The sequence below is a fragment of the Pelagibius sp. Alg239-R121 genome (genome assembly GCF_947331435.1).
GTDB lineage: Bacteria > Pseudomonadota > Alphaproteobacteria > Kiloniellales > Kiloniellaceae > Denitrobaculum.
The window spans coordinates 214667-237906 of sequence record NZ_CAMZOF010000011.1 but is presented as its reverse complement, the minus strand read 5'-3'; the positions used below and the strand labels follow the sequence as shown (position 1 = coordinate 237906).

General features: G+C 59.7%; 24 protein-coding genes. 15 read left to right on the top strand and 9 right to left on the bottom strand.

Annotated elements, in window-relative coordinates; translation table 11 throughout:
• The 3 genes from hpnD to QMZ18_RS30650 all read right to left on the bottom strand — a co-directional run bounded on the left by hpnD (position 1) and on the right by QMZ18_RS30650 (position 2507).
• Positions 1-873 (bottom strand): presqualene diphosphate synthase HpnD, encoded by an 873-nt coding sequence (gene hpnD / locus QMZ18_RS30660; protein ID WP_282610222.1) that lies wholly within the window; start codon positions 871-873, stop codon positions 1-3.
• Positions 866-1786, bottom strand: a complete 921-nt coding sequence (gene hpnC / locus QMZ18_RS30655; RefSeq protein ID WP_282610221.1) for a squalene synthase HpnC — start codon at positions 1784-1786, stop codon at positions 866-868. Before hpnC ends, hpnD begins: the two co-directional genes overlap by 8 nt.
• A gap of 142 nt (positions 1787-1928) precedes the next feature.
• Complete coding sequence (locus tag QMZ18_RS30650; protein ID WP_282610220.1) at positions 1929-2507, bottom strand: HD family hydrolase; 579 nt, start codon at positions 2505-2507, stop codon at positions 1929-1931.
• Between the two features lie 242 nt (positions 2508-2749).
• Between QMZ18_RS30650 and QMZ18_RS30645 the strand changes: the two genes are divergently transcribed.
• From QMZ18_RS30645 to speB, 9 genes are all read left to right on the top strand, one after another.
• Positions 2750-3901, top strand: a complete 1152-nt coding sequence (locus QMZ18_RS30645) for an MHYT domain-containing protein (RefSeq protein WP_282610278.1) — start codon at positions 2750-2752, stop codon at positions 3899-3901.
• 525 nt (positions 3902-4426) lie between these two features.
• Entirely contained in the window at positions 4427-5290 is an 864-nt protein-coding gene (locus QMZ18_RS30640; protein ID WP_282610219.1) for a xanthine dehydrogenase family protein subunit M, read from the top strand.
• Between the two features lie 52 nt (positions 5291-5342).
• Positions 5343-5840 (top strand): (2Fe-2S)-binding protein, encoded by a 498-nt coding sequence (locus QMZ18_RS30635; protein ID WP_282610218.1) that lies wholly within the window; start codon positions 5343-5345, stop codon positions 5838-5840.
• Positions 5840-8263 (top strand): aerobic carbon-monoxide dehydrogenase large subunit, encoded by a 2424-nt coding sequence (locus tag QMZ18_RS30630; protein WP_282610217.1) that lies wholly within the window; start codon positions 5840-5842, stop codon positions 8261-8263. Before QMZ18_RS30635 ends, QMZ18_RS30630 begins: the two co-directional genes overlap by 1 nt.
• A 21-nt stretch (positions 8264-8284) precedes the next feature.
• On the top strand, positions 8285-9166 hold the full coding sequence (locus QMZ18_RS30625) for a MoxR family ATPase (protein ID WP_282610216.1): 882 nt from the start codon (positions 8285-8287) through the stop codon (positions 9164-9166).
• A gap of 3 nt (positions 9167-9169) precedes the next feature.
• Positions 9170-10357, top strand: a complete 1188-nt coding sequence (locus tag QMZ18_RS30620; protein WP_282610215.1) for a VWA domain-containing protein — start codon at positions 9170-9172, stop codon at positions 10355-10357.
• Complete coding sequence (locus QMZ18_RS30615; RefSeq protein WP_282610214.1) at positions 10357-11253, top strand: XdhC family protein; 897 nt, start codon at positions 10357-10359, stop codon at positions 11251-11253. Before QMZ18_RS30620 ends, QMZ18_RS30615 begins: the two co-directional genes overlap by 1 nt.
• Before the next feature lie 84 nt (positions 11254-11337).
• A complete protein-coding gene (locus tag QMZ18_RS30610) occupies positions 11338-12003 on the top strand; it encodes a carbon monoxide dehydrogenase subunit G (RefSeq protein ID WP_322097469.1) in 666 nt (221 codons plus the stop codon).
• Positions 12004-12081: 78 nt separating this feature from the next.
• A complete protein-coding gene (gene speB / locus QMZ18_RS30605; protein WP_282610212.1) occupies positions 12082-13065 on the top strand; it encodes an agmatinase in 984 nt (327 codons plus the stop codon).
• A 13-nt stretch (positions 13066-13078) separates the two neighbouring features.
• Here speB and QMZ18_RS30600 read toward each other — a convergent pair whose 3' ends face one another.
• Genes QMZ18_RS30600 through QMZ18_RS30585 form a run of 4 tightly spaced genes read right to left on the bottom strand, consistent with a single transcriptional unit; the run spans position 13079 to position 14438 of the window.
• Positions 13079-13507, bottom strand: a complete 429-nt coding sequence (locus QMZ18_RS30600; RefSeq protein WP_282610211.1) for a CopD family protein — start codon at positions 13505-13507, stop codon at positions 13079-13081.
• 12 nt (positions 13508-13519) lie between these two features.
• Complete coding sequence (locus QMZ18_RS30595) at positions 13520-13861, bottom strand: DUF3817 domain-containing protein (RefSeq protein WP_282610210.1); 342 nt, start codon at positions 13859-13861, stop codon at positions 13520-13522.
• On the bottom strand, positions 13858-14121 hold the full coding sequence (locus QMZ18_RS30590; RefSeq protein ID WP_282610209.1) for a hypothetical protein: 264 nt from the start codon (positions 14119-14121) through the stop codon (positions 13858-13860). The genes QMZ18_RS30595 and QMZ18_RS30590 overlap by 4 nt, the downstream gene beginning before the upstream one ends.
• Before the next feature lie 14 nt (positions 14122-14135).
• Complete coding sequence (locus tag QMZ18_RS30585) at positions 14136-14438, bottom strand: ArsR family transcriptional regulator (RefSeq protein ID WP_282610208.1); 303 nt, start codon at positions 14436-14438, stop codon at positions 14136-14138.
• A 335-nt stretch (positions 14439-14773) separates the two neighbouring features.
• Here QMZ18_RS30585 and QMZ18_RS30580 point away from each other — a divergent pair, with 335 nt between their 5' ends.
• Complete coding sequence (locus QMZ18_RS30580; protein WP_282610207.1) at positions 14774-15415, top strand: TetR/AcrR family transcriptional regulator; 642 nt, start codon at positions 14774-14776, stop codon at positions 15413-15415.
• A 93-nt stretch (positions 15416-15508) separates the two neighbouring features.
• Here the strand turns inward: QMZ18_RS30580 and QMZ18_RS30575 are convergent, their stop codons facing one another.
• Entirely contained in the window at positions 15509-16288 is a 780-nt protein-coding gene (locus QMZ18_RS30575) for an SDR family oxidoreductase (protein WP_282610206.1), read from the bottom strand.
• Positions 16285-17106 carry an SDR family oxidoreductase gene (locus tag QMZ18_RS30570; RefSeq protein WP_282610205.1) on the bottom strand — a complete coding sequence of 274 codons (822 nt, stop codon included), beginning with the start codon at positions 17104-17106 and terminating at the stop codon, positions 16285-16287. The genes QMZ18_RS30575 and QMZ18_RS30570 overlap by 4 nt, the downstream gene beginning before the upstream one ends.
• 154 nt (positions 17107-17260) lie before the next feature.
• On the opposite strand from QMZ18_RS30570, the gene QMZ18_RS30565 reads away from it, so the two are divergent.
• The 5 genes from QMZ18_RS30565 to QMZ18_RS30545 all read left to right on the top strand — a co-directional run bounded on the left by QMZ18_RS30565 (position 17261) and on the right by QMZ18_RS30545 (position 23235).
• Complete coding sequence (locus QMZ18_RS30565) at positions 17261-17710, top strand: MarR family winged helix-turn-helix transcriptional regulator (RefSeq protein ID WP_282610204.1); 450 nt, start codon at positions 17261-17263, stop codon at positions 17708-17710.
• Positions 17711-18016: 306 nt separating this feature from the next.
• The gene (locus tag QMZ18_RS30560; protein WP_282610203.1) at positions 18017-18739 is read left to right on the top strand and encodes a hypothetical protein; all 723 of its coding nucleotides are present in this window, start codon (positions 18017-18019) and stop codon (positions 18737-18739) included.
• Between the two features lie 4 nt (positions 18740-18743).
• Positions 18744-20021: a hypothetical protein gene (locus QMZ18_RS30555; RefSeq protein ID WP_282610202.1), complete on the top strand. Its 1278-nt coding sequence runs from the start codon at positions 18744-18746 to the stop codon at positions 20019-20021.
• A gap of 22 nt (positions 20022-20043) precedes the next feature.
• A complete protein-coding gene (locus QMZ18_RS30550; protein WP_282610201.1) occupies positions 20044-21912 on the top strand; it encodes a hypothetical protein in 1869 nt (622 codons plus the stop codon).
• A gap of 144 nt (positions 21913-22056) precedes the next feature.
• A complete protein-coding gene (locus QMZ18_RS30545) occupies positions 22057-23235 on the top strand; it encodes a hypothetical protein (protein WP_282610200.1) in 1179 nt (392 codons plus the stop codon).
• Positions 23236-23240 lie beyond the last annotated feature (5 nt).

Below are 23240 nucleotides of genomic sequence, written 5' to 3'. Positions count from 1 at the left end.
TCAGAACAGCCCGAAGCGCAGGATGAGCAGGAATTTCTCGTGCCTTGGGACGCGGACTCTCTGCTCGCCGTTCGGCCAGCCAACGGCCTCCAACCGATCGAGCAGCCGGCTGTAGAGTTCCAGCATAAGGCGGGCCGGCCGCAGGGCAGAGCCCTCAACCTGCCGGATCAGGCCGCGCGCCCGCACGAAGCGGGTTCGTGCCTCCGCGCACAAGGCAGCGTAAACCGTCGCGAACTCCGGGTGAGCGAGGACGGAGGCCGGATCGAAATCTGAAATACCCTGCTGTTCCAGCATTTCCTGCGGGATATAGAGCCGCCCGCGGGCGGCGTCTTCCTTGAGGTCGCGCAGGATGTTGGTGATCTGAAGCGCCTCGCCTTCAATGACCGCCAGTTCTTGCGCAACTCCGTCCCTGGCGCCGAAGGCATGGACGGAAAGCAGACCGACTGACCCGGCAACGCGCCGGCAGTAAAGGGTGAAGTCTTCTCTGGAAGGTGCACGGATCGGCGTTCGAACGTCCATTTCCATGCCGTCGATCACGGCCAGGAATTCCTCTTTCGGCAATTCGAATGCGCTTGTAGCTTCCTGCAGGGACCGCATGATCGGATGCTTCGGGTTTCCTGCAAAGAGCATATGCACTTCCTGCCGCCAGGCCTCGAGCTGCGCATATTTCCGCGTTTCCTCGGCAGTGCCGTCCGCGATATCGTCAACCGCTCGGCAGAAAGCATAGATTCCATACATTGCCCGCCGTCGGGATGGCGGTAACAGCCTCATGCCCCAAAGAAACGATGAGCCCGCCCGTCGGACCAGGTCGCGGACATAGTCGTCGGGCCGGTCGCCGCCGGTTGTTTCCAGGAGATCGAAACTGTCAGCCATGAGGTCCTGCCGTTTCGATGTCCGGGGCGTTTCGGGATCCGAGCAGCCGGCCGGCGAGAACCGCCAGGATGCCGCGCAATGCGCAAATCAAGAAATCTAATTTAGAAAGCGAAACATTTACTGCTAGCGGATCTTCTTTGCGCAAACGCGCGGAAAGGCGCAGCGCCAGACGCAAAATGACCGCAGACTCCATCGAGAGGCCTCGGTTTTTCATCTGCCGGGGTAAAGAAACGGCGTCTTCGAGCAGACTGTCGACGCCGTCCAGGCAAAGGTTGATTACCCGGCGGAGCGCCGGTGGTGTCCGATCGGAGCGCAGAACCTCTTCAGTCAGGCCTTGCGATGTCAGCCAGTCCATCGGCAGGTAGACTCGATTGAGCTGCCGGTAATCCTTGCCGCAGTCCTGCAGGTGGTTGAGCACCTGTAAAGCGCTGCACAGAGCATCGGATGCCACATAGGCGGCCGGCTCCTCTCCATGCAGGTCCAGCAGGTAGCGCCCCACGGGGTTTGCCGAAAGACGGCAATAGTCCAGAAGGTCATCCCAGGATTCGCGCCGGGATTTACGGGCGTCCTGCATGAAGGCGTAGAGCAGGTCGAGGCAGCGCACCGGCGCAATCGCCGTTGCTGCAAGGCTCTGGCGCATGTCCGCAACCACATCTTTTTCGCGGTCCGCGGCATTGGTCAGCCGATCTTCGAAGAGAGAGAGCAGCGAGATCTTGTCGCCAGCCGCCAGATCCGGATTGTCGGCGATGTTGTCGGCTGCCCGGGCGAAGCGGTAGTAGGTCATGATATGAGGCCGCAGCCGGGCTTCGATCAGCCAGGAGCCGACGGGAAAATTTTCGTCGCGCGCCGTCTTGCCCGAAGTCAGTTCGGTCGGCGAACTTGGGATCGCCTGTGGCTTGGGGCTATGCGGCACGGAGCGTTTTCGCCTTGAGAGTTTCGCCGGTCTGCGGTTCAAACAGCGCTCGAGCCGCGCGGACCGCGGGAGTTTAACCGTGTGGCGGACCGTGACGCAAACTCCGTCGTGACAGGCACATCTGCCGGATCATTCGCGAGAGTCATTCGGTGAGCGCGGAGAAGCGCAAGAGGAAGGACGTCTTTGCCTCATCAGGCTCCATCGGAACCAGCAGTATTTCCTCGCCCTCGACCGCGTCGCCGAAGAGACGCTTCGCCTCGCTTGGCGCAAAACCCGCGAGTTGGGTGGCCTCAAGGTAGGCAGCGGCCCGATCCGCGCGCTTGATATCGCGGGCAATGTCCCGCGGGATTGCGGCAGGGAGACCGAAGCGCAGGTGGACCGCGGCGAGAAGCCGGTTTTCAAGGTCTTTGTAGTCGGGACCGATGGCCGATTTAAAGGGCGTGATCATGTCGCCGACCACGTATTCGGGCGCATCGTGCAAAAGGGCGGCGCGCAGCCACTTGGTCTGTGTCTCGGGCTTCAACCTGCCGACCAGATCCTCAACCAGCATCGAATGCTGTGCTACGCTGAAGGCCCAGTCGCCCGAGGTCTGACCGTTCCATCGCGCCACCCGGGAGAGGCCCTGAGCAATATCCTCAATCTCGATATCGAGAGGCGAGGGGTCGAGCAGATTGAGCCGCCGGCCACTTAACATGCGCTGCCAGGCTCTCGGTGAAGCCATCAATACCCCTCTCGCGTTTTGCCTTTGTCACATTTGCGGTTCCTTATGCTGGCGGGATCACTTTGCCGTCAATCGGGATTTACTACAGGAATCGCTGCAACAGTGGTAATCTTGGGAAAATCGGCTCGAAACAGCGGCGGCATCGATTAAGACCGGCGGGCGGTCCGTGAGGTGGAATGGGGAGTAGAGATGACGGCGGCAGCGACCTATCGCCCGCAGTTTACGGATAATGGTGCGTCGTGATGCTGGTGCAGTACGACCCGGCTCTGATTGCACTTTCCCTCGCCGTGGCGATTATCGGGTCCTACACGGGCCTGCATATGGTCGAGCGCATGGTGCTGCTGTCCGGTGTCGTCCGCAAGTCGATTCTGGCGGCCTCGGCAGTCGCGATCGGTGTGAGTATCTGGTCGATGCACTTCATCGGAATGTTGGCCCTAAAGCTGCCGGTGACCATCAATTACGACATCCTCACCACCTTGATTTCCGCCCTGGTTTCGATCCTGATGACCGGTGCCGGTCTCGCGCTGATCAGTTACGGGCGCGTGACGACGATAAAGCTGGCTGCCGCGGGCGTCGCCATGGGCGGCGGCATTTCCACCATGCATTACGTCGGCATGTCCGCGGTCCGGGCCAACTGCAGCATCGCCTATACGCCCTGGCTGGTCATCGCCTCGGTTATGATCGGGGTTCTCGCCTCGACCCTGGCGCTTTATCTGGCCTCCCGCGACAAAAAACGCTGGCAGGTCGTCTGCGCCGCCATCGTGATGGGGCTCGCAATGGCGGGCATGCATTATGTTGCCATGGGGGCCGCGACCTTCGTACCGTTAGAGTATCTGGTCTCGGTTGCCGAACCCATTTTGGACCCCTCGACCCTGGCCATTATCGTCGCCTTGACCACTTTCTTTATTCTGGGCTTCGCCATTCTTTCGGTTCTGCCCGACGGCCAGAAGCGGCAGACCGCAAGCAGCCTCGACCATTCGATCTTGAATCCGGGCCTCGCAGATGCAACGGCGCAGGGGAATCAAGCAGGGACAGGACAGGAACATGCGGCGCATATCAACTCTGATGTGAAGATCCCGGTCGATCTCAACAATAAGACCCTGTTTCTGGACGCCGATACGGTAGCCGCCATTCAGGCTGACGGCCGTTACACCAAGATCTTTACCAACGAACAGAGCTACTTCTGCGCATTCTCCATCTCCGAACTCGAATCCCTTCTGGACTCCGGTAAGTTCCTGCGAGTGCATAGAAGTCATATCGTCAATCTGGAAGCCATTGAATCCTTTGAACGTAAGAACGAGAACGGCGCCGTCCTGCTTCGGAGCATGGCTCACAGGGTTGTACCGGTCAGCCGGGGCAATGTGACGCGCTTGCAGGCGGTTCTTGCGGGTTGAGGTTTGGATGTACGTCGCGCGTACGTACACTTGGTCGACCGTCTTTTGATAGGCAATTCAACGCATAAGACATAACATGTCTCATTTTCCGATTGTTGTGATTGATCATGGCGTATCCGGTTTTTCGCTCAATTCTGTACGCATGACTCGTGGAAAATCTTCCGTCGTTCGTGCGCACGAACCGCCATTCATTAAAAAATCTGGGGTGTTGGTGCCGCTCTGCTAGCGGGCCGTTCTGCGCTGTGGATGAATCCTGACCATCTGCACGCAAAGAGGGACATTCGAGAATCCCCAGCGGGCCGGGAGGATGTTTTGAACTCAAGTCGCATCACTAATCGTTATTTCAGGCTGGCGCCTCAAACCGCTGCCTGAAAACCTGTGTCTTGATTTTGGTGAAAGTTCCAAGCGGTCAGGCAATGGCCGCCATTCAGTTAAGTCCTTCTCCCGCAGCTTTCTCGAACCCTCGTTACGCGTGTCCGAACGACATAGGGTTCATAGGGAGCTTTGACTGATGAGGAGGCTGGCATGATTCCGGGCGATTTCGAATATCACCGTCCCAATTCGATAGGCGAGGTCGTGAGCTTGCTCTCGACCCACGGCGACGAAGCGCGCGTCATTGCGGGCGGACACAGCCTGATTCCGATGATGAAATTGCGTTTGGCCGCTCCAGAGCATCTGGTTGATCTGCAGGATGTCGCCGGTCTGGTGGGAGTGTCCGAGGATGGCGGCGCAATCACCATCGGTGCCATGACCACTCAGACCGAATTGATCGCTTCCAAGGTTCTGGCCGAGAACTGCCCGATCATTCGCGAGGCAGCCTTGCTGATCGCAGACCCCCAGGTGCGCTACTGCGGCACCCTCGGCGGCAATGTCGCCAATGGCGATCCCGGCAATGATATGCCCGCGCTGATGCAGTGCCTCGGCGCAACCTATCTGTTGCAGGGGCCGGACGGTACACGCGAAGTCGATGCGCGAGACTATTACGAGGCAGCCTACTTCACGGAGTTGAAGGACGGTGAACTCCTGACCGGGGTCCGCTTCGAAAAGCCTGTGGTGGGACATGGCTACGCTTACAAAAAGCTGAAGCGCAAAGTCGGCGATTACGCGACAGCCGCGGCAGCCGTCATTCTGTCGATGAACGGCGGGAGCTGTGTCTCAGCGTCGATCGCGCTTACCAATGTGGGGGATACGCCGCTCTACGCCCAGGCGGCATCCGACGCTCTGGTGGGAACCGCACTCGATGCGGCGACCATCGATCAGGCCGTGGCCCTGGCAGAATCCATTACCGAACCCGCGTCAGATGGCCGCGGGCCGGCGGAATACCGCACCAAGATGGCGGGCGTGATGACGCGCCGGGCCATCGAAGAAGCCAAGGAGCGGGCCCAATGATCCACAGAGCAACAAACAGCAAAACTGGCGCTCAGACAGGGAGGCGCGAAGCATGAACAAGAAACACGTGAAAATGACCGTGAATGGCAAGACGGTCGAAGGCGACGTCGAGGCGCGAACGCTTCTGATCCACTTCCTGCGCGAAGATCTCGGGCTGACCGGCCCGCATATCGGCTGCGAAACCAGTCATTGCGGCGCCTGTACGGTGGATCTCGATGGGCGCTCGGTGAAATCCTGCACCCTGTTTGCGGTTCAGGCCGAAAACGCCGATATCACGACGGTCGAGGGCATGGCTGCCGCTGACGGCACGCTGCACGCGATCCAGGAAGGTTTCATGCAGGAACACGGCCTGCAATGCGGCTTCTGCACGCCTGGCATGATCATGCGCACCCATCGGCTGCTGCAGGAAAACCCAAACCCCACTGATGAGGAAATTCGCTGGGGTATCTCAGGCAATCTCTGCCGCTGCACCGGATACCAGAACATCGTCAAAGCCGTGCGTTATGCGGCCAACAAGCTGAACGATACAACGCGGGAGGCGGCTGAATAATGAGTGATGCACAGACAATGACGCTGGAAGAGCGCGAAGCGACTCTAGGTGGTGTCGGTACCGCCCGCAAGCGTAAGGAAGACGTCCGCTTCATCCAGGGCGCCGGCAATTACGTCGATGACGTCAAACTGCCGGGCATGGTGTTCGGTGACTTCGTGCGCAGTCCCTATGCCCACGCCCGCATCAAATCCATCAATGCCGAAGCGGCGCTGGCGGTGCCCGGGGTCAAGGCGGTCCTGACCGCGGCCGATCTCAAACCATTGAATCTGCATTACATGCCGACTCTGGCCGGTGACGTCCAGGCGGTGCTGGCGGAAGAAAAGGTGCTGTTCCAAAACCAGGAAGTGGCCTTCGTCGTCGCCGACGACCGCTACATTGCATCTGACGCGGCAGAACTGGTCGAGGTGGATTACGAGGAACTGCCACCGATCGTCGATGCCTTCAAGGCCATGGACGAAGGTGCGATCTGTCTGCGTGAAGATATCCAGGGCAAGACCGAGGGTGCCCATGGCCTGCGCAAGCACGACAATCATATCTTCGAGTGGGAAATCGGCGATCTGGAGGGGGCGGATAAAGCTCTTGCGGACGCCGAGGTGACGGTCAAGGAACTGATCACCTACCAGCGTGTGCACCCTTCGCCGCTGGAAACCTGTGCCTCGATCGCCTCGATGGATAAAATCAAGGGCGAGCTGACGGTCTATGGCACCTTCCAGGCGCCCCATGTGGTGCGTACGGTGGCGTCCCTGCTGTCCGGGATTCCAGAGCACAAGATCCGCGTGATTGCGCCTGACATCGGCGGCGGCTTCGGCAACAAGGTCGGTGTCTATCCGGGCTATGTCTGCTCGATCGTCGCGTCCATTGTGCTGGGTATTCCGGTAAAGTGGGTCGAGGACCGGATCGAGAATCTCTCGGCCACCGCCTTTGCCCGCGATTATCATATGACCGGCGAGCTGGCGGCGACCAAAGATGGCAAGATCACCGGCCTGAAGTGTCATGTACTGGCCGATCACGGTGCCTTCGATGCCTGCGCCGATCCGACCAAGTGGCCGGCCGGCTTCTTCAACATCTGCACCGGGTCTTACGATATCCCGGTGGCCCATGTTTCGGTCGACGGCGTCTATACCAACAAGGCGCCGGGTGGTGTGGCCTACCGCTGTTCCTTCCGGGTGACCGAAGCGGCCTATATGATCGAACGCATGATTGACGTGCTGGCTCAAAAACTGGAGATGGATCCGGCTGAACTGCGGCTGAAGAACTTCGTGCAGCCGGCCCAGTTCCCCTACAACTCCGCGCTCGGCTGGGAATACGACAGCGGCGATTATCCCACGGCTATGAACCAGATGATGCAGGCGGTCGACTATGCCGGCCTGCGGAAGGAACAGGCTGAGCAGCGGGACAAGGTGGCACGTGGCGAGAGTCGCTCGTTGATGGGTATCGGTGTGGCCTTCTTCACCGAGATCGTCGGCGCGGGTCCGAGCCGTAACTGCGATATCCTCGGCGTGGCCATGTTCGATTCCTGCGAGATCCGGGTCCATCCGACAGGCAGCGCCATCGCAAGGCTCGGCACCAAGTCGCAGGGGCAGGCACACGAAACTACCTATGCACAGATCCTGGCCACCGAGATCGGGATTCCCTCCGAAGACATCGGCATCGAGGAGGGCGACACCGACACGGCGCCTTACGGTCTGGGCACTTATGGATCCCGGTCGACTCCGGTTGCCGGTGCAGCGGCCGCGCGTGTGGGCCGGAAGATTCGGGCCAAGGCGCAGAAGATCGCCGCTCATTTGCTTGAGGTCGCCGAGGGCGATCTGGAGTGGGAGATCGACCGCTTCAAGGTCAAAGGTCTGCCCGAGAAAGAGGCGACCATGAAGGAGATCGCCTGGGCTGCTTACAACAATCTGCCGGAAGGCATGGAGCCGGGTCTGGAGGCGGTCGACTACTACGACCCGCCCAATATGACTTACCCCTTCGGTGCCTACCTCTGTGTGATCGACATCGACATTGACACGGGTGAGTCTGCCATTCGGCGTTTCTACGCTCTGGACGACTGCGGTACCCGCATCAATCCGATGGTGATCGAAGGGCAGGTGCACGGCGGCCTGACCGAAGCCTTTGGGATCGCAATGGGGCAGGAGATTGCTTACGACGAACTCGGCAATGTCCAGGGGGCCAGCCTGATGGACTACTTCCTGCCGACGGCTGTCGAAACGCCGATTTGGGAAACCGACTTCACGGTGACCCCGAGCCCGCACCATCCGATCGGTGCCAAGGGTGTTGGCGAAAGCCCGAATGTCGGCGGTGTGCCCGCGTTCTCGAACGCGGTCATCGACGCCTTCTCGCATCTCGGTGTGAAGCATATGCCGATGCCGCACACCGCCTGGCGTGTGTGGAAACAATGTCAGGAGCTGGGGCTGACGAAGTAACGGAGCGTAAGCGACCGGTCCATGAAGGAAGAACGCAAAGATATCCTGCGGCGCTTTGGCGAGACCGGTTATGTGGCCGATCCTCAGCTGGCTATGGCCGTTCTCATGATGCAGCGGCTGCAACGGCCGCTGCTGCTGGAGGGCGATGCCGGGGTCGGCAAGACCGAGGTCGGCAAGGGCCTTGCGCGCGTTCTGGATACGCGGCTGATCCGACTTCAGTGCTACGAAGGTCTCGATGCCAACGCCGCGATTTACGAGTGGAACTATCAGCGGCAGTTACTGGCCATCAAGATCTGGGAGCAGGAAGAGATCAGTGCTTCTGAAAAGGAGCAACATATCTTCCAGGAAGATTTCCTGCTGCGCCGGCCTCTGCTGGAGGCCATCAGTCAGGAAACGCCACCGGTATTATTGATCGACGAGATTGACCGGGCCGACGAGGAGTTCGAAGCCTTTCTGCTCGAGGTGCTGTCCGATTTCCAGATCTCGATTCCCGAGCTAGGGACGATCGAGGCCAAGTCGGTCCCCTATGTGGTTCTGACATCCAACGGAACGCGCGAGCTCTCGGACGCCCTGCGCCGACGGTGCCTCTACCACTACGTCGACTATCCCGACGAAGGAAAAGAAATCCGGATTCTGCAGGCCCGGATGCCTGGAATAGATCTTCGGCTGGCCGGCCAGGTGGTCCGTTTCGTTCAATCCATCCGCAAGGAAGACATCGACAAAAAGCCGGGGATTGCCGAGACCCTCGATTGGGCTGCGGCACTCGTTGGTTTGGAGATCGCCGATCTGCGGGAGGACCCCGAGGCGGTGTATGACAGCCTGCTTTGCCTGCTGAAGACCGACCACGACCGGCGGGCTGTATCGCCCGAGATCACCGAGCGCATCGTCGGGAAAGTGGCCTGAGTCATGGCCTCCGCTCAAAACATACCTGCGCTCCCTGTTTTGTCCGATCCTCTTCTGCGTCTGGTCCGGTTTTTGCGCATGCTGCGGGACAACGGCTATGTGGTCGGTGCCGCCGAAGCCCATGACGCCGCGAGGTTTCTCGATGGCGATGAGATGCTGTCGGCCGATGAATTGCGCCAGGGGTTACGCTCCCTGCTTTGCACGACGACGGCCGATTGGCGGCGTTTTGATGAGATGTTTGATGCCTTCTGGCTGCGCCGCGGCTTAAAGCGGGTTGCCACAGTCAGCGGATCGGGGCCTCAGGGTCTGCGCCGTCTGCCAGGCAGCGGGCCTGCAACCAAGCCCAGTGTTCTGGCCGCCGCCGTTGAGCGAAGTGCGGCGGATGGTGGCGAACAGGCCGGTCCGGCCGGAACCCGCCAGCGCGGAGCCAGTGCGGCAGAATCGCTCGAAAAAGCCGATCTACGGCAGATCAGTGATCCAGAGGAACTGGCACGGGTGCACGAGCTGACGGCCCGTTTGGCCGCACGCATGCGCAGCCGCCTGTCGCGGCGGGAAAGGGAACGCCGGAAAGGCCGTCGAATCGACCTGCGCAAGACGATCCATCGCAACATCGCCCACGGCGGCACGCCGATTGAGCTCTTTCGCCGGCAGCGCCGGGACAAGCCATTGCGGATTGTCGTGCTGTTGGACGTGTCGGGCTCGATGAACCACTACAGCCTTTTCTTCCTGCGCTTCATCCTGGGTGTGCTTGATAACTTCCGGCAGGCGGAGGCCTTCGTCTTCCATACCCGCCTGGTCCATATCTCCGAGGCGCTCAAGGAACGTAACGCCGAAAAGGCGCTGGAGCGCATGACCCTGATCTCGCAGGGCTGGAGTGGCGGTACCAAGATCGGTGAGAGCTTGGATGCCTTTAACCGCCTCCATGCTCAGCGGGTCTTGAATTCGCGCAGCGTGGTGATGGTCGTCAGCGACGGCTACGATACCGGGTCTTCCGACAAGCTTGGCGAGTCCCTGATCAAGCTGCGCCGGCGCTGTAAGCGTATCGTCTGGCTCAACCCTATGATCGGCTGGTCCGGTTACGAGCCGGTCGCCGGAGGGATGGCAGCCGCGCTGCCGCATATCGATCTCTTCGCGCCGGCCCACAACCTGGAGAGCCTTGCGGCACTCGAACCCTATCTGGCGAAGCTCTGATGACCGGTCCCTACGGCGACGAAATTATGGACGAGATGGCCCGATTGCGTGGGACGGGAGAAGCGTTCGCGCTTGCCACGGTGGTGAGGACCCGCGATGCGACCTCTGCAAAGGCAGGTGCCAAGGCCATTGTCCGGCAAAGCGGTGACATTGTTGGCTGGATCGGTAGCGGCTGTGTGCAGGGGGCGGTGCGAAAAGCGGCCGCTGAAGTCATAACAGGTGCCGAGGCCCATCTCATCCGCGTGCGCCCCAAAGATCAGGTTGTCGCGCCGGTCGATGTGGACGGAGTCGAACTCCATAAGAGCGCCTGTCCGAGCGGGGGAACGGTTGAAATCTTTGTCGAGGCGATGCTGCCGCGCCCGCAGCTTGTCGTGTTCGGCGCCTCACCTGTAGGGGTTGCCGTTGCCGAATTGGGACGGCGCCTGGGTTTCAGTCTTGTCGTTCTTGCGCCTGACGACATGCAGGCGCGTTTTGCGGAGGCTGACATCCGAAAGACCGATTATGGTCTGGAAGACCTCGCCAGGCCGGAGCAGTCCTTCATCGTGGTCGCCACTCAAGGGCGGCGGGACCGGGAGGCATTGGCTGCAGCTCTTCGATCATCGGTGCCTTATGTGGCTTTCGTCGGCAGTGGGAAGAAGGCGGAGGTTCTGTGCGTACAGCTGCTTGAACTGGGCCTGGAGAAATCGCTGGTTGCGCGCCTGAAGGCACCCGCCGGATTGAACATCGGTGCTATCGGGCATGAGGAGATCGCGCTTTCCATCCTGGCCGAAATCACCGAACTGCGCCGCCGCAACGTGAATGAAGCAGGCGTTGCAGCTGGTGGCGAGGCCTCGTCAACCCCGCAGGATAGACCCATAGAAAGTGCCTCCCGTACGCAACCCGCCAAGCGGGATTGAACTTATGAATACTTGACAGATGTCTTGCTATCGCGAGTCTGCGCAAAACCAATCCAGAGATGTAAGGAGAACCTGCCGGTGGATATGACAGGTGAATATCGGCTCAATGCGTCCCGCGAAGCGGTTTACGATGCCTTGAACGATCCGGAAATACTGAAGCAGTGCATTCCCGGCTGCGAGGAAATCGACAAGACCTCCGACACCGAAATGACGGCCCGTGTCGTGGCCAAGGTCGGGCCGGTGAAAGCCAAATTCAGTGGTGCAGTGACTCTCTCAGATTTGAACCGTCCGGAAAGTTACACCATTTCCGGTGAGGGCAAGGGCGGTGCTGCGGGTTTTGCCAAGGGCGGCGCCAAGGTCCGTCTGGAGCCGGATGGCGATGGAACTCTGATGCATTACGAAGTGCATGCCGATATCGGCGGTAAGCTGGCCCAGCTCGGCAGCCGCTTGATCGACGGGACCGCCAAGAAGATGGCCAAGGATTTCTTCGAAACCTTTGCCGGACTGGTCGATGGAGCGCAGGCGGAATCAGCCGAAGCGGCAGCACCCGCGGAAGAGGTGACCTCCGAAACGCCGGCAGCGGAGGAAGCGTCTGCTGCTCCCGAACCTGCGCCCGTTGCCGCAGCACCGAAGCCTGCGGCGGCACCCAGCACTCAGGCGCCTGAAAAATCCGGCGGGCTCAGCCCGATGGTCTGGGTTGTCGGCGTGATCCTGCTTGCAGCCGTGGCCGTTCTGATTAGTCTGTCCTGAACATCAGATTCGTTCGTCATCCGCAATGGTTCAACGCAAGAGCCGTCATTAGGGGTGGCGACTGCCAGGGAGCCGCCAGTGTCTTCGGAAGAGCCTAAATCGAGATCCTTTAAACCCGTCTCCGGTGCGGTCCTGCCGCGCTATGCGGGCATCCCGACCTTTATGCGCCTGCCGAACATCGCGCTGGATGATCTCGATGATGTTGATATTGGCGTCTGCGGGGTTCCCTGGGACGGCGGCACCACCAACCGGCCGGGCGCGCGCCATGGTCCGCGGCAGATGCGCGATCTCTCGACCATGGTCCGCAGCGTTCATCACGTCTCGAAGTTGAAACCCTTCGAACTGGCGAACTGCGCTGATCTAGGCGATTCGCCGGTCAATCCGATCGATATCGAGGATACGCTCAGTCGGGTCGAGACCTACTACAGGACTCTTCACGATGCCGGCGTCGTGCCCTTGACCGCCGGCGGCGACCACCTGATTACCCTGCCGGTTATGCGTGCGATCTGCGATAAGGGTCCGATCGGCATGGTGCATTTCGACGCCCATACCGATACCTGGGACCGTTATTTCGGCGGCTCGAAATACACCCACGGCACACCGTTCCGCCGTGCGATCGAGGAAGGCCTGCTGGATCCCAAGCGGACCGTCCAGATCGGCATTCGCGGTGGTCTTTACGGTGATTTCGACAACGACTGGGGTCTGGAGCAGGGCATCCGCGTGATCACCATCGAAGAATACTTCGACCTGGGCGTCGAGGCGGTGATCGAAGAAGCCCGGCGGGTCGTCGGTGACGGCAAGACCTACATCAGCTTCGACGTCGACGGACTCGATCCGGTCTATGCACCCGGTACCGGCACGCCGGAAATCGGTGGCTTCAGCACCCGGGATGCCCAGCAGATGATTCGCGGTCTGCGCGGGCTCAATCTGGTCGGCGGAGACGTGGTCGAGGTTTCGCCGCCCTTTGATCCCAGCGGCAATACGGCGCTGGTTGGCGTGACTATGATGTTCGAGATCATCTGCCTGCTTGCCGAGTGTGTCGCCGGTAAAAAAGGCGGATAGGTCTCCGCAGCAGTTAGACGGGCTTGGCAACCGCCAGTATCGCGACCACGACAATGCCGACGACCGTCGCAGGTCCGGCGAAACGCAGAAGGGACGGTGTTTCCTGCCCCGCCAGTCCTGTCCGCCGACGTAATCGGCCCGACAGCGCGCCATGCACGGCCGAAAGGCCAAGGACGATCGGCAGCTTGATGAGCAGCCAAGGGGCTGTGAACCAGTCCGCCTGAACCGCCATAGTGATCCCGAGGCCCCAGGCGAGAAGCATGGCAGGAGAGGTAACCCACCTGTTCCAGCGTGCCACGGCCTCTATCATCGGTGACGGAGTGGCTGGAGTTCCCGAAGCCGATGCCGGCAGCGCTGCGACGGCAAGCGACAGCATCAGCATGCCGCCGATCCAGATTGCCACAGTTGCAACGTGAAAAGCCTTGAACCAAAGGTATTCCATAGCTGTTTCCGATCAGCGAGATAGGGTCAGATCAGTCTCAATTCGTTTCAGCCTGCGCTCGTTGACGAACGCGCCGAAGGGAATGAACCCCATGACGAAGAGTGGAATGATATCGCTTTTGGGCCAGGCAAAGGACGAAGCCGCCTGTGCCAGCATCCAGATGTAGAGCAGGAACGCGAATCCATGGACTGGTCCCATGACCGAGGTTGCCGCTGGAAAGCCTGCAAAGTGCTTGAGCGGGACGGCGATAAAGACCAGAGCGACGAGCGTCGTGCCTTCCAGCAGGGACACAAACCGCATCCAACGCATCTGCGTGCGCGCCGCCTCAATGCTTGCCGCGTCCGGATATCTCATTCGACTTCGCGCAGAACCTTCTCGATGCCGGTCATCCGGTCCTTCATCTCGGCGATATCGGTCTCAAGCTGTGCCAGTACCGCGGCGCTGGCTGACTGGATGGTGGCGGTTCGGGCGGCCAGTTCTTGATAGGTGCCTTCGTTCGCAAGGAGCTGTCGTGTCCGTTGTAGCGCCGAGAAATACTTCATGCCGAACACGAGTAGAATGGTGACGAGAGAGAGGATCGTTAAGAGCAGAAAGGTATCCGCCTGTTCAGTCATATCGGGTTCCTTTGCTATTTGGCGTTTGCAGAGTGGGGTGGCAGCGACCTGACGGCGGCTGCGATAGCCTCGGGAGTCAGTTCGAAACTGAAATCCGAAGCGGTAAAAAACTTGCGGGCTTTTCCGTCGTCCATAACTTCGAACTCACTCGTGACGAGCCCTGCATCCTCGAGTTTTTGCAGATGAAGATGCAGAAGCGGGCGGCTAATCCCTGCCTCTCTGGCGAGCTGACTTACGTAGTTGCGCCCGTTGGCACTCAGGGAGGCAAGAATGCGCAACCGGTGAGGGTTCGCCAAGGCGGCAAACATCGTCAGCATTTGATCTTCAGTAGCTTTTTGCAAAAAAGCGATCTCTTCGTTTCATATGTCAGAAATTTCTTACATATGAAACGAAATAGAGTCAAATCATTCCTCGCAGCAATACGCGCCAGGCGATAAAACACCTGATTGCGGTCGGAAATCCAATAATTTGACAGCTGGTTCTGCGTAAATTCCTTGTATTCGCACAAACTTGATTTATGTCATCATGATCTTTCCGCAGAAATCTGCATAATGGATGCAGTTGATCAGGCTTGGGCGACAGCGCTAGAGGTCTGGGCCATAAAGCGTTGATGGTAGGAGTTATGGTTCTGAAGGCTGGAGATAGGCGCGCAATGGAGGCTGCTGCCGGTCACTCTGCAGTACACATTGGCGTCGAATCAACACCGAAGCGCAATGCGATCGTCAGTGCGGCGTCGCGTCTGTTCCTCGATTCCGGCTACGGTGAAACCAGCATGGATGCGATCGCCGCAGAAGCCGAGGTCTCCAAGCGCACGGTCTACAGCTATTTCCCCGGCAAGGACGCTCTGTTCGAGGCGGTTATGACCGACCTCTGCGAGAGCGAAACGGGGATGTCGAATGCTGACCTGCCGGACGATCCCGCGGATCAGGTTCTGCCCTGCGTCGGCCGTAATTTCCTGAAGATCATCTCCTCGGACATGGTCCTCACCATCTTTCGGATTGCCGCTTCGGAATCCGCAAGATTTCCCGAACTCGGCGACACCTTTTACCGGGCTGGCCCACAGCGTTCGATTCAGAACCTGGCCGCATATCTGCGCGGCCGCGAACGTGCCGGAGAGCTCCAGATCGCCGACCCAGAGATGGCCGCGGCGCAGTTCCTGGCCCTGGTCAAAAGCGACTATTTCGTGCGTCTGGTGCTTGGGGTTGGCCCAAAACCGAGCGAGGCGGATGTCGAGCGGGTGGTGAGTTCCGCTGTTCAGGTGTTTCTACGCGGGTATAGCCGACCGGCGGGATAAAGCACTTGCTGCGTTGACAAAGCGAGCGCCTGCCGAAGATTGCATTCGTCATAAATTTCATGGCGGTTGATTGGCTTGGCGGGCATTGGCCTGTCAGGACAGGGGCTGTGCACGTGCCGCATCGCGCAACGGCAGGAAGATGATTTTACGCATCATGCGTTCGGCCAGCCTGGGAGACGCGATGCCGATCCCGCTATAGAGCTTGGCGCGCCAACCCGGCACCAGGCTTTCCCGTTTGCTCTGAACCGCCCGGTAGATCTCGTCCGCGGCTGCTGCCGGGTCCAGCCGGCCGCGTTCATCTGCGCCTGGCGGGGCATGTATACGGGCATGTGCCGTATCGAGCGGTCCGGGCAGGACTGAGAGGCAGGCGATCCGGCGGCGTGCGAGCGCAGGCGTCAGGCTCTTGGCATAGGCCAGCAGTCCGTCTTTGCTTGCTGCATAGGTCGCCGCCCCCGGATAGCTGAGGTAGGAACTGAGCGATCCGACGAAGACGAGGCTTCCGCCTTCCGAGATGAGGCCCTGTTTCAGGAGCGCCGCAGTCATGAGCATCGGGGCGCGCAGGTTGACGGCGATAATCCGGTGCATCGCAGGTTGGTCAAGATTTTCGAAGGGTCCCGCCGCATTGATTCCGGCGTTGTGAATGACCACATCAATGGCGCCCGCCTCGCAGATCCTTTCAACCAGTCCGGCGATCGCAGTGCGATCGGCGAGATCGGCCCGATACCGCATTATGGCGTTGGGAACGTTGGTCTCTTCGTGTTGGTCCTGCGGCCAGGCACAGTCGATCCCCAGGACCGTATGGCGGGCCGAGAGAAAGCGCGTCGACAACGCGGCACCCAGGCCACTCGCGGCTCCGGTAACAACAATTCTCACATCAGCCCTCCGGCATGACGGACCCATTCCCCGAGCAAGGCTTTGTAGCCGAGTGTCGAGACCGCTCGGTTGCTCTGCATTGCCCGCAAGACTCTCTCTGCAACGCCCTCGGGATCCATGAAAAGGCGGGCGAGGCCGTGAGATCGAACCCCCGATTTGGCATGAAATCCGGTGCGGGTCGGCCCGGGATGGATAATTTGCACACCAACCTCTCCGGCCAGTTCCAGCCGGAGGCTGCGCGCGAATCCCGTTAGAGCCGACTTGGTCGCGCCGTAGACTGCAAAGGAAGGGCAGGGAACCCCGGCCGCGACCGAACCTATGAAGACAATCTTGCCGCGTGCCCACCGAAGATGCGGCAGCAAGAGGCTAGTCAAGGCAACGGGACTCAGCAGGTTGGTCACAAGTAACTCGTCTACGGAGTCCGCCGACTGCTGCTCCGATGGGCCGATCCATCCGACCGCCGCGTTATGCACCAGCATGTTGACCTGCTGCCAGCCGATCCGGGTCAGGGCTTCCGTCACCTGCGTCGGGCCATCCGCGTGAGAGAGATCTGCACGAACGTAACTTTGTCGAGGTGTCAGCAGGGGTTCGACTTCGGTCTCGGCGCGTCTGCCGACGATCAGTACGTCGGCGCCACGCATTGCCAGTTTCTTCGCGAGGTGCCTGCCAATGCCGTCGGTTCCACCGGTGATCACGACACGCTTGCCCGCCCACTGACGAGAATGCAACCGCGAACCTACGGTCCCTGCGCCTGCCGCCCGGTTCTTCAGCCCGGCGTGATGGGAGGGCCGGAGGGGTTCAATAACTCTTTGATACATAGGGAGATCCCTGTTGGCCTTGGGGCGAATTGATGAAAATCGACAGTCCCAGTGAACCGGCCATATAGTCAATTTGGTTGACTATTTATTAGGAGATTATTTTCAATTAGTCAACTAAATTGACAAAATTAACGCACCTGACCATAGTGCGGTCATGCAGGAGAATCTTGATCAGCGTCGCTCGCGGCTTATCGGCCGGCTGGTGACGCGCTTGTCCATGGCTTACCAGCGCCGGCTCGAAGAGCGGGGAAATGTTAGCCATAACCTGCCGCCTGCGCAGAAATCCCTGCTGGTGCACATCGAGGCCGAGGGCAGCCGCGTGACGGCACTCGCCGAGCGTCTGAGAATTTCAAAACAGGCGGTCAGCAAACTGGTTCAAGAACTCGAGGCGCAGGGATATGTGACTCGGCAGCCGGATGAAACAGACGGTCGTGCCATGCGCGTCTGCTTTACGCGCCGGGGCAGGGATCTGGTTCAGGACACCGTGTCCGTCTTCGAGGCTCTGGATCAGGAAGCTGTCAAAGTGCTCGGCAAACAGGACGCCGCTGCCTTGCGCAGCCTGCTTGAGCGCTGGGCTGCTCATCTCGATCCAAAGGCCTTTTAACGCACGAAGGGGCAGGCGTAGGTCCATGCCGCCACGTTGAAAACCGCTGCGTCGTTTTTTGCGCAGGGGCGAAGCTATCAGGCTTTGTCATCTGACGCAGACGGGACACCCGCGCGACAAAGTGCAGCGGCAAAGGTGTGAAGCGGGATTCGCGGAATGTTTTGAAAAGTCCTGAAGATGCGAACCCAGCTTCCCAGGTGAAAATTCTTAAGCTATTGAAAAATCGATAAAATACACATGGCATGATGCTTGCTCCGTGATCTGTGCATTCCCCTTGGTTCGTTTGCGCATTCATGGAGATAAGTCATGCATAACTTGGATCGAACGCGACTCGAAGCCGACTTCGATGACGAGCTCGAATATGAAGAGGAGTTCGAAGACGAAGAAGAACTCGGCGAGTACGAATTCGAAGACGACGAAGAAGAATTGGGCGAGTTGGAAGGAGAGTGGGAAAGCTCTGCCGGTACGTCCGTTTTCGATGAAGGCGAGGAAATGGAGCTCGCTCTGGAATTGCTCGAAGTCTCGGATGACGCAGAGCTCGAAATGTTCTTTGGCCGTGCGTTAAGGCGCGGATTTCGCAAGCTCAAAAAAAGGGCAAGGCGGGCGATCCGGGGCCGGCTCGGGCGGCGTTTACGTCGCGGACTTCGCTCGGTTGCACGGCGTGCCTTAAAGGGCGCAGGCCGCGCTGCAGGCGGTTTCTTCGGCGGTCCTGTTGGGGCTGCGATCGGCGGACGCCTGGCATCCGGCGCGGGCAGGGCATTTGGTCTCGAACTCGAAGGCATGAGTCCTGAGGATCAGGAATTCGAAGTGGCCCGCCGGGTCGTTCGAATGACCGGCGAAGCGGCACTTGCAGCCGCCGATATGCCAGAAGAAATCGAGGACGATGAAGCGGCGCGTGGCGCGGTACAGCAGGCCGTGCGCCGGCATGCACCCGGGTTGGCTCGAGGTGCCGGTGTCGGTCGAAAAGGAATGCGCAATGCGGGACGATGGATTCGTCGCGGACGCCGTATTGTCCTGATGGGCGTGTGAGGCAATGGTCTCCCCCGCCGCTGCCCGGCTGTTGACCCACGATGCGGGTGCCTTGATGACCCGCCTCGAGCAAGTCAAGCCGTTTGCTTTGCACATGCCGATGGTCGGGGCAGCTGCGCCGGCGGTGGCGGCACGCCAACAGATCGAGATCTTTCTGGAAAGTGCAAAGCACCGGCTCACGGGCATGCTGTCGGAGCTTCTCGCCTGGCTTAATGGGCCAGGAGGGAAGGCGGCGGAAGATCATGTCGCACAACGCCGTTTCACGGTGGTTCGCTTGCAGTTTCAAAAACTGCTGACGCAGTTCGATCTGTTCGCGGATGTCCTGACACAGCGAAGCGAGCATGAATTTGGCGTGTGGCTTGCGGGTCTCGACGTTCTTGCCGACGACGCCCTTGCGATATCCCAGGCGCCCTATCGGTCGCCGCCTCTGCTTTGCTATCTGGATCGGGGCATTGGCGCCGCGATACGCCGGGCGCGGACCAGGCTTCCCGGCGGCGGCTTGAACCCGGTGGCGATCATCCGCGTGCCCAGGGAGCGTATGGTTGGAAGCAGCGTGGGAGGTTCCCTGGTCCACGAGGTGGGACATCAGGGGGCCGCATTGCTGGGATTGGTCGACTCGCTTCGACCAGCTCTTCAGGCCAAGCACGAGGCGACGGGCCGCCGGCAGTCCGCCTGGAAACTCTGGGAACGCTGGATCTCCGAAATCGTGGCGGACTATTGGTCGGTCGCACAACTCGGAATCGGCGCGACCTACGGCATGATCGGTGTTGTGGCTCTGCCGCGCGCCTTCATCTTCAGGCTCTCTCTCGACGATCCCCATCCGCCGCCCTGGGTCCGGGTGCGGTTGAGCGCCACTTTGGGACGGACGCTTTACCCCGACCCGCAATGGGATGATTTGCTTCGGGTCTGGTCGCGGCTCTACCCGCCGGGTGGATTGGACCCGAGGATCCGGGAGGTCTTTAGGGACGTAGAGCAATCGATCCCGGATTTCGTGGCCTTGTTGGTGAGCCACCGTCCTGCCGCGCTTCGCGGGCGCAGTCTGCGTGAAATATTTCCGCTCGCCGACCGGCAGCCGAAAACCCTGCGGTCTCTCGCGATGAAAACGAAACTGTCTGCGCGCCGCCTTACGCGCCTCAAGCCTACTGCCGCTTTGGCGGTCTTGGGACAGGCACGGGCGGACAGTCAGATCTCGCCGGAAGACGAAGCACGTGTCGCCGGCGATTTGCTCAGAACTTGGGCGATTCAGCGGCAATTCGCCAAGCACTGCGGTTGTTCGCACTGACGCATATTGGAGGAAAAGGACGATGCCTAGCGAAAATGGAAAGTTTGTCGCCGAAAACTTCAAACTCGTTGCCTCGCACCGCACCCAGGTTCCCAACGGTGCCGTTACACTCGAGGTCAAAACGACGGAAGACGTGAATTTTGTGGTGGCCTGGTCTGCCGATCCTGATCGGGGTGGTTTTGATCCGGACAGCAAGGCGGGTCTGAAAACCGTATGGACATCGCCGCCGGAGATGGCGGCATCCTATATCATCCGTGCGACGATCACTCAGGGGTCCGCCGATCCTGGCACGCCGCCAAAGCCATCTTCCACCCGGGGCCAAAAGCGCAGCCGCGCGGCAACGCCGCCATCGCCGGATACGGCTGGCGACCCCATTGTGCTGAGCCATAGCATCGAGGTGACACCGGCGGCATTGCCCAACGAAGTGCTCGAAAAAATCGACGCGGGCGTTGCGGCTCTCAAGCAGGGTCTGCCCGGTGACGCAATTCGTCTGCAGCGGCAACATCCGCCGTTGGGGCCGCAAAAGGCTCTATGGGCCATTATCCGCAACCGGGCCGAAGCGATCGGCTTCAACAATTACAAAAAGTTCGTCGATGCGGTGATGTGCGACGGAAAAGTCCCCGAGACCTCCAGCGACCCGGCGCGCGACCTCGGCGAGCTGCGCTACCGGGGTACCGACGCCTATGAAATTCTGAAAAAGGCGACTGAAGCATTCCTGATGCACGAGACCGGCATAGCCCACCAAGACATTGCTTTTGACGGCAAGGAGGAAAGGCGCCGGCTGCCACAGCTGGCGGGTTCATCCGACGAAGAGGCGAAAGCTGATCTGGAGAGCAATCGAGACGCTTATCTGACCAGTTTGGACGACGAGACGCGCACCTTTCCTTATTTTGCGGTGATCCGGGACAGACTCTCGGAAATTCCGCTCAAGCCGCCGGGCGCCCCGACCGAGGGCTGTTACGGCATCTTGAAATCCCGGATTGCACCACCGGTTCTGCTCGAACTGATCTGGTCCTATTGGAATGAAGAAGGGATGCTGGTTCAGACACTGAAAGCGATCAGTATGCGGTTCCAGAACCGCACTCTGAAGAGGACAGCGGCAGGCGGCAATCCGCTCGCCTCTATGAACCTCGATCCCCTGCGCCCGCTCAGCAACATCATCTGGGGGTATGTCCAGGACGAACACAATCGGCTCACGCTGGCCCGGCGCGCCTACGAATACGATCATCACTACGGATTTACCATCGTCGGCAAAGCTGTTCCGAAGATTGAGCCGGCGGATAGCCGCATCGGTTTCTTGCCCTCGTTCCACAGTCTGCTTCATCGGGTCTCCATCTTTTTTAAGGAGCAAGCCGATACCACAAAGGTGCCTGACGGTTATCCGCTGCTCAATGCGCTGAAGGAGTGTCATCTGTTGCTCGCCCAAGGCGCCCATAACCAGTACGGAGAGTTACCCTGGACGGCGCGGCAGGAAATGCTGATCGAACAGTGGCTGCTGGCCCGCCCCGAAACGCGCGATTTCCTGAGCAGGCGCGCAATGGTCCCCTATCCGGAAGAGTGGATGCCGGCAGTCGAGCAGATGCGAGATCTGATGGGTTGGCGCGGCGCCTCGATCCGGCACTTCCAGGATCTAGCTGTGTACGGAGAGATGATTCTGCTGTCGATCCGCTTCGGTAACTGGAGCGACGAGATTGACGAAAATGTCGCCATGGTCTGGGCTCAGTATTGGCGCCAGGAACTGCAGGCCTACAACAATGCCTACCGTGCCGTCACAGGCGTCGATCTGTCCGCTGACGGTGACCAGGCCAATCAGTCGCTGCTCGAACGCCGCAGAACCAGTCCGGCAGCCCTGCTGAACGCACAGGCGAAGATTGCTGCACCTGCCAAGTAAGACCGGTGCAGTGCGCAAGGTTTCCGGGGTCGGGTATTTAGATGACCGCGATCCCGGAAGCCGAGCCAATCGAGCTTGATTTTAAGACAGCTCTTTAAGCCCACAACTCGAGCACTCTGGTCTTCGAATTCCTAGGAGGCTGATATGATTTATGACAGCTATTCCGAAACCGGCGTCGATACCGCTCATGGATTGGTCGCGCCTGAAGCGGAGTTGGAGGCGTCGGGGGGGCGCTCCTGCGTTACGCCTGGAAATCCCTACGTGCTGCATTGCTTTCCGGCATTCGGTGCCAGGCCGACGAAGCAGCATCAGGCGCATTTGAAATGGATCGCGGCGAAGATCGCGCGAAGTTTTCGGACGTCAACGCCGATTACCAAAGTGCGTATTGTTGGTCATTCTTCGACATGGCGCGGCACCTCGCGTAAGCAGTTGGAACATCGCGCCATAAAGCGTGCAGGTAATGCCGGAAACGAGTTGATTCTTCTTCTCGACTCTGGTGTTGCCAAACGCGTAAGGATCGTTACGGACGGCCGGTCTGACAACGAACCCTGGCGAGGAATAGCTTACTCATCGACCAGTGTCAGCCAGAAGTCGCGCCGGGACCGCGCCCTAAACCGGCGGGTGGAGATATTCCTTAGGGCGCGCCGGGCTCCCAAAAAGAGGCCTAAACCACGTCCGAAGCCCCGTTCGGTGCCCAAAACGCCGATCGATGCGGCCACGGCCAAGCTGATGGTTTGGGCGATTTTAGGCGAGAAGCCTTCGGACTCTGCGTGGAAGCGAAATCTGAAGATAGCGAAGTTCGCGATTGAAGGTTTAAAGGCGGCTGTAGATGGCTTGGTTGGCTCAGCTAATCCCATAGGACCAGGATTTATCCTTCAGGTGTTTCGGCAGTTTGATACAGAGCGGCAGGACCGGCCTTTCGTTGTCAGGGGAGTTGCCATGGGCATGGCTTACGCCCTGGTTGACACTGCGGCCGGGAAAAAAAGATCGTCGGACGAGTTGCGAAAACCCAGGGGGATTCCACTCAATATCCGGGACGGTTTCTCGACCGGCTATCAAAAGATGCGCCGCAGGATACAGACAATGAAGCGCGAGAATCCGAGGACCCTGAAAGTGTTGCTAAAAGCAGTTTCGGATGCGGGCGGTAAGGCATCCTTCGTCAAGCACGCCTTCAACGCCCTGTGGGCCGTTCTGAAGCGGAAAAAAGGTGTCGATCCGCACGAGTTTCCCCAATCCGAGACGATGTTGCGCTTCTGCAATTTCAAATACCCGAGGATAAAAGCCTGCTGCGGCCACAGGCCCGGTTGCAGGCTCGATCTCTGAGGTAC